This is a genomic window from Nitrosomonas sp. Is37 (genome assembly GCF_033063275.1).
In the GTDB taxonomy this organism is placed as follows: Bacteria; Pseudomonadota; Gammaproteobacteria; order Burkholderiales; family Nitrosomonadaceae; genus Nitrosomonas.
The window spans coordinates 1-5,128 of the sequence record NZ_JAWJYP010000059.1; the positions used below are offsets into that span (position 1 = coordinate 1).

Genomic DNA, 5,128 nt, shown 5'->3' on the forward strand with positions numbered 1-5,128 from the left:
GGTGTGAGAACCTCTCAATATTACGAGTTTGCTTCTATTTATGAAATACTTATCTCAAAACGTCAACAGACCCTAGCTTTCTCTTAACTGTGAACAGAAAACACCCCTTCTAAAGCGGAGATATCAGTGAGAAAAATCAAGGCAGCAGTTATTCGCCAACAGGGTGGGCCGTTTCAAATTGAAGATCTGATGCAGGATGATCCGCGGTCCGATGAAGTACGTGTTCGCATCGTAGCGGTGGGCATGTGTCATACTGATATGGTCGCGCGCGATCAGCTTTATGCGGTGCCGTTGCCGGTGGCGTTGGGGCATGAAGGCTCGGGCGTAGTTTGAGTATGCGGTATTATTACTAGGCGAGCGGGCGGCACAGATCATGGAAGCACGCCGTGAAGAGATTGTGTCATGAATCATTCATGAATCCGGTGGGACACAAAGCCAATCTGGAATTGGAGAGTTCGATATATATGACAGAAATAAGTCAAAAACACAGGCTTGATCCACCCGTGGATGAATCATCAGACCACGTGATCGGACCGCCGCACGCAAAAGTTACAATTGTTGAATATGGAAGTTATGCGTGCCCCAATTGTCGCGCGGCCAATGAAGTTATTTCGGGTATTCGCGACAAGTTTGGTGACCAAATGCGCTATGTTTTCAGGCACCGACCTATCCCGGGAAACACATTGGCGCGGCGTGCTGCAGAGTTGGTGGAGCATGCAAGGGATTCGGAAAGTTTCTGGAAAGCCCATATGAAATTAATGACCCGATCCGTGCAATTGATGGAAGAAGACTTGGTGGAAGTCGCGGTGGATCTCGGTCTTACTGCAACAGATGCCGAAGAGACAAAGAAGGCAGATCAGTTGGCTCGCGAAAACGTCGATGCAGATTTAGCCAGTGCCAGCCGTAGCGGCGTAAATATCACACCAACTTTCTTTATCAATGGCCGTCAGTATAAAGGCCCGTGGGACCATTACTCCCTTAGTGAAGCAATGCTTGAAACATTCGGCTATCGCGTTCGTGTGGCGGCACTTGATTTTGTTAAATGGGGACCTTCTGCGGGAGTCTTATTGCTGCTTGCGTTAGTTACGGCAGTGATTGTTAGTAATTCCGCCCATAACTCAGTATTTGAAGCTTTCTGGAAACGAGATTTTGGTTTGACATTTGGAGGAACAAGTTTCAGCCTCTCGATTCAGCATTGGATTAATGACGGGCTACTTACAATTTTCTTTTTGGTTGTAGGTTTGGAAATAAAACGCGAATTCACCGTCGGTCATTTAGCACGATTACGTTCAGCAACCTTACCCATTGCCGCGGCACTCGGTGGGATGTTAGTGCCTGCCTTGCTTTACATAGCAGTAGTTCCTGACGGCATATGGTCGCATGGTTGGGGAATCCCGATAGCGACCGATACAGCTTTTGCAGTTGCTTTGATTGCACTGATGGGGCGGCGTGTACCGGTGGAATTGCGCGTCTTCCTGACTGCGGCGGCTATCATTGATGATATTGGCGCAATACTTGTTATTGCAGTGTTTTATTCGACCGATTTACAACTTGGGTATCTCGTTGGCGCTGCTATGACATGCGCCGGCCTGGCCGTGCTGAACCGCGGACGAATTTATAAACTTACACCGTACCTATTGCTTGGCCTCGTTCTCTGGGCATGCTTCAATGCGAGCGGCGTACATGCCACACTTGCCGGTATCATACTCGCGATATTTATCCCAACTCGACCGCCCCCGAATATGCATGTGCTGATGGCACAAGCAAATACAATCATCGCTGCCAGCTCCCAGCATTCTGGAGAAGTCCTAAGACATGGCCCATCACTGCCAGTCCTCCATGCACTGGATACGATATATGAGCGCCTTGAATCTCCAGCTGCGCGTCTGTTAAGGCACGCTGGGGCACGATCGAGTTATTTGGTGTTGCCACTTTTTGCGTTAGCGAATGGCGGGGTCGTTTTGTCGACAGGAATTATTGATGGGCGGGAGCCATTAGTGCTCGCCATACTCACAGGTCTAGTGATTGGAAAACCCGTTGGAATGGTCGTTGCCTCAGCTCTGGCCGTTCGAGCGGGGATTGCTGTTAAACCAGAAGCCTATTCCTGGATGCAGTTGGTCGGTGCTGCAGTATTGGGGGGAATTGGCTTCACGATGTCACTTTTTATTGCTGCGCAGGCTTTCCCTTCATCAGCTGACCTTGATGCCGCTAAAATCGCCATATTTATAGCGTCGACGGTCTCCGCAATAATTGGCATCTCGTTGCTATGGGGAGCCTGGTTTAAATCGCCAACACAACAAGGCAACAATAATAATCCCGACCTAACCTCATGATTGAAACTCACCAAGATTGCCTGTGCAATCGATGAAAGTTTTTTCCCTTAAACTTGTATCGTCATATATCGTTGCCAATGCGCGCTTAATCCAAATTCTCATTAGGAAACATGATAATAATAGCGTAACCAGTTAAGAATGATTCAGAACATATAAAATTTGAAGAGCATATCAACGGTTTAGCGGTATGGTTTACGCAGTACTTTGGCGTATGCCCATTTATGCTCAGATGAAATAATGAGCATACTCCTTGAATCATTTCTAGCTGGTTTTGCTATATTGCCTAGATTACAAGGAAAAATCATGGCGAGAAGAGCGAGCGAAGCAGATCACTTAGGTTGGTACGAGAATTTTTGAAAGCAGCTAAAACCACGGCTGTGTTGTTGACGGCTCAGGTAATATTGCTTCCTTCGAAATTAGAAATGTCGTTAGAGGAAATGGCAAAAATGCCATTAAACGCTCAATACTGTAGAGTAACTTGCTGTGAAGAGGATATACTTCGAACGCAACGAAGCTGAGAATTTGTTGACTCTGACGGCAGAAGGCGCGGCCGCCCTGGTGGGTGATAAAGGTGATGAATAGCAATGCTTTTATTCAAACGCTTACTGAAAAAGGCATTGAACCTATTATTCCTTCTCGTAGCAAATTTCTTACATATTTTTATTTTTTATCGATGGGAGTTTTATTTTATATTTGATGGCTAACATCCTGATCGTTGTTGTTGTTAAAATAGAAGCCCATATGCTAATCCTGTTGTCTATAACTCCAGTTGCACCCATTAGTTCAATTAAAGAACCTATTATTGCTGCGCTAGCATAAAGATCCTCTGTGAATATTGAAGGACTTTTCCCTGTCAGAATATCTCTAAAAACACCACCACCTACAGCGCTTGCACAACCAAGAATAATTGATAGCTGTATACTACCAGTATACTGATAGGTTTTGTTAGCACCAAATGCGGCAAAAAATCCTAATCCTATAGCATCAAAAAATGTACTTGGTTTCTGGAAGGAAAGAATTAATTTTTGGAAAAATGAAACTATAATTATTGCAAGGAATACTCCTATTAAATACTCGATGGTTATAAGTCCAGCAGGTGGAATTGAAGATATACAAATGTCTCTTATTACACCACCTCCTACAGCGGTAACTAGAGATATAACAAAGACGCCAAACACATCATAATTTTTCTTTACTCCAACTACAGCACCACTTAAGGCAAATATAAATGTACCAAATACGTCTATGAAATGTAATAAGCTATCCATTATTTTCACTGGTAATACAGGCATAAAGCATATGCTTGTGTTACCCATTGTATTAAAGCCATGCAAGTGCTGCTACTAACATGGCTTCTAATCCGGCTTTAACTGTAGGGTTTAATTCTATTTTGAATTGCGATGAGTGATTGGCAGGAATATTTTCTATCTTATCTTCATTCACTGCTTTTTCCCACACTCCTTTTTCTGTGCTACCAATCAACCAAAATACATAAGGTACACCCCACTTTCTCCCAAAGTAGCTAAAATCTTCACTCGCGGTAGCTGGTTTAGTCTCGTAACATCTATCACCAAAATAACTAATGAAATTTTCGCTTAATTTTTTTGTGGCATATTCATCATTTTCAGTTACCGGATAGCTATCAATGAATTTTATTTCTGGTTTTGATGCACCAGAAGCATGACTTTCACAAAGACAAATTCTTTCTACGGATTTTATCATTTTTTCCCTGACAGAGTCTTTGTAGCTGCGCATGTTTAGCTTTAAAACAGCATCATCTGGGATGATATTCTCTGTGGTACCTGCTTGAATTGATCCGATAGTTAAAACTGCGCTATCTAAAGGTGATATCTCTCTAGAAACTATTGTTTGCAACCTGACTGCGGAATGAGCGGCTATCATAACAGGGTCTATGGAGTTTTGCGGCATTGACCCATGAGCTCCTCTTCCATGAAATTTTATATGTAAGCTATCACCGGCGGCAAGGATTGCTCCCGCTTTATATCCTACAGTACCAGCTTTACCGACCATTACATGCTGCCCTAAGATAATATCTGGTTTCGGGAATTTATCTTTCATATCATCAATCATAGCTAAAGCACCTTTTCCGACTTCTTCCCCAGGTTGAAAGATAACCATTAAAGTTCCCTTCCATAAATTTTTATTCTTGGAGAGAATCTCTGAAGCTCCCATCATCCAAGCCACATGGAGGTCGTGTCCACACATATGTGAAACAGGTGTTTTTATACCCTCTAATGTTTCACCCACAGCTCTGCTTGCATAAGGTAAATTTGTTTTCTCTTCCATAGGCAATGCATCCATGTCAGCTCTCAGCATAACAACCTGACCATCACCATTTTTCATAATTCCGACAACACCAGTAATTCCTAAATTCTCTGATACTTCAAAGCCCAAATCTCTTAGATGATCCGCAGCTATTTTAGAAGTTCTGAATTCTTGCATTGATAACTCGGGGTTTTGATGTAAGTCCTTATAAATATGTTCAATTTTTGGCAGCAATGATTCTATCTGGTCTTGTAATTGATCTAGTATGTGGCTCATTTTCAACCTCTATCTATGTTTTATAATTACACGTGTAATTGTCTACTATAAATTGGTAGATTCGCATATCACCAACAAAATGAGTTTGCTATGCCCTGATTGATTTTTACTGATGAGTTCTGGCTGAAGCTGGAGAAGACTCTGTTTCAAGAAGCTATTTATAACAAGCGCAATTTGCGCATGACAGTAGAAGGTATGCTATACCGAATGCGGGTTGGTTGTCCGTGGCGAGA

Annotated in this window: 4 protein-coding genes and 1 pseudogene; 3 read left to right on the forward strand and 2 right to left on the reverse strand. The window is 43.1% G+C overall.

Features of this window, described 5'->3' with window-relative positions:
* Positions 1-126: 126 nt before the first annotated feature.
* Positions 127-333: an alcohol dehydrogenase catalytic domain-containing protein gene (locus R2Q26_RS15100; protein ID WP_317537045.1), complete on the forward strand. Its 207-nt coding sequence runs from the start codon at positions 127-129 to the stop codon at positions 331-333.
* Between the two features lie 53 nt (positions 334-386).
* Positions 387-2,333: a Na+/H+ antiporter NhaA gene (gene nhaA, locus R2Q26_RS15105; protein WP_317537046.1), complete on the forward strand. Its 1,947-nt coding sequence runs from the start codon at positions 387-389 to the stop codon at positions 2,331-2,333.
* Positions 2,334-2,983: 650 nt separating this feature from the next.
* Here nhaA and R2Q26_RS15110 read toward each other — a convergent pair.
* Both R2Q26_RS15110 and R2Q26_RS15115 read right to left on the reverse strand, forming a co-directional pair.
* Positions 2,984-3,625, reverse strand: coding sequence for a trimeric intracellular cation channel family protein (locus R2Q26_RS15110; protein ID WP_317537047.1), 642 nt, complete (start codon positions 3,623-3,625; stop codon positions 2,984-2,986).
* Positions 3,626-3,653: 28 nt separating this feature from the next.
* Complete coding sequence (locus R2Q26_RS15115; RefSeq protein WP_317537048.1) at positions 3,654-4,895, reverse strand: amidohydrolase; 1,242 nt, start codon at positions 4,893-4,895, stop codon at positions 3,654-3,656.
* Positions 4,896-4,997: 102 nt separating this feature from the next.
* On the opposite strand from R2Q26_RS15115, the pseudogene R2Q26_RS15120 reads away from it, so the two are divergent.
* Positions 4,998-5,128 (forward strand): annotated as a pseudogene (locus R2Q26_RS15120) (IS5/IS1182 family transposase); the annotation flags it as partial.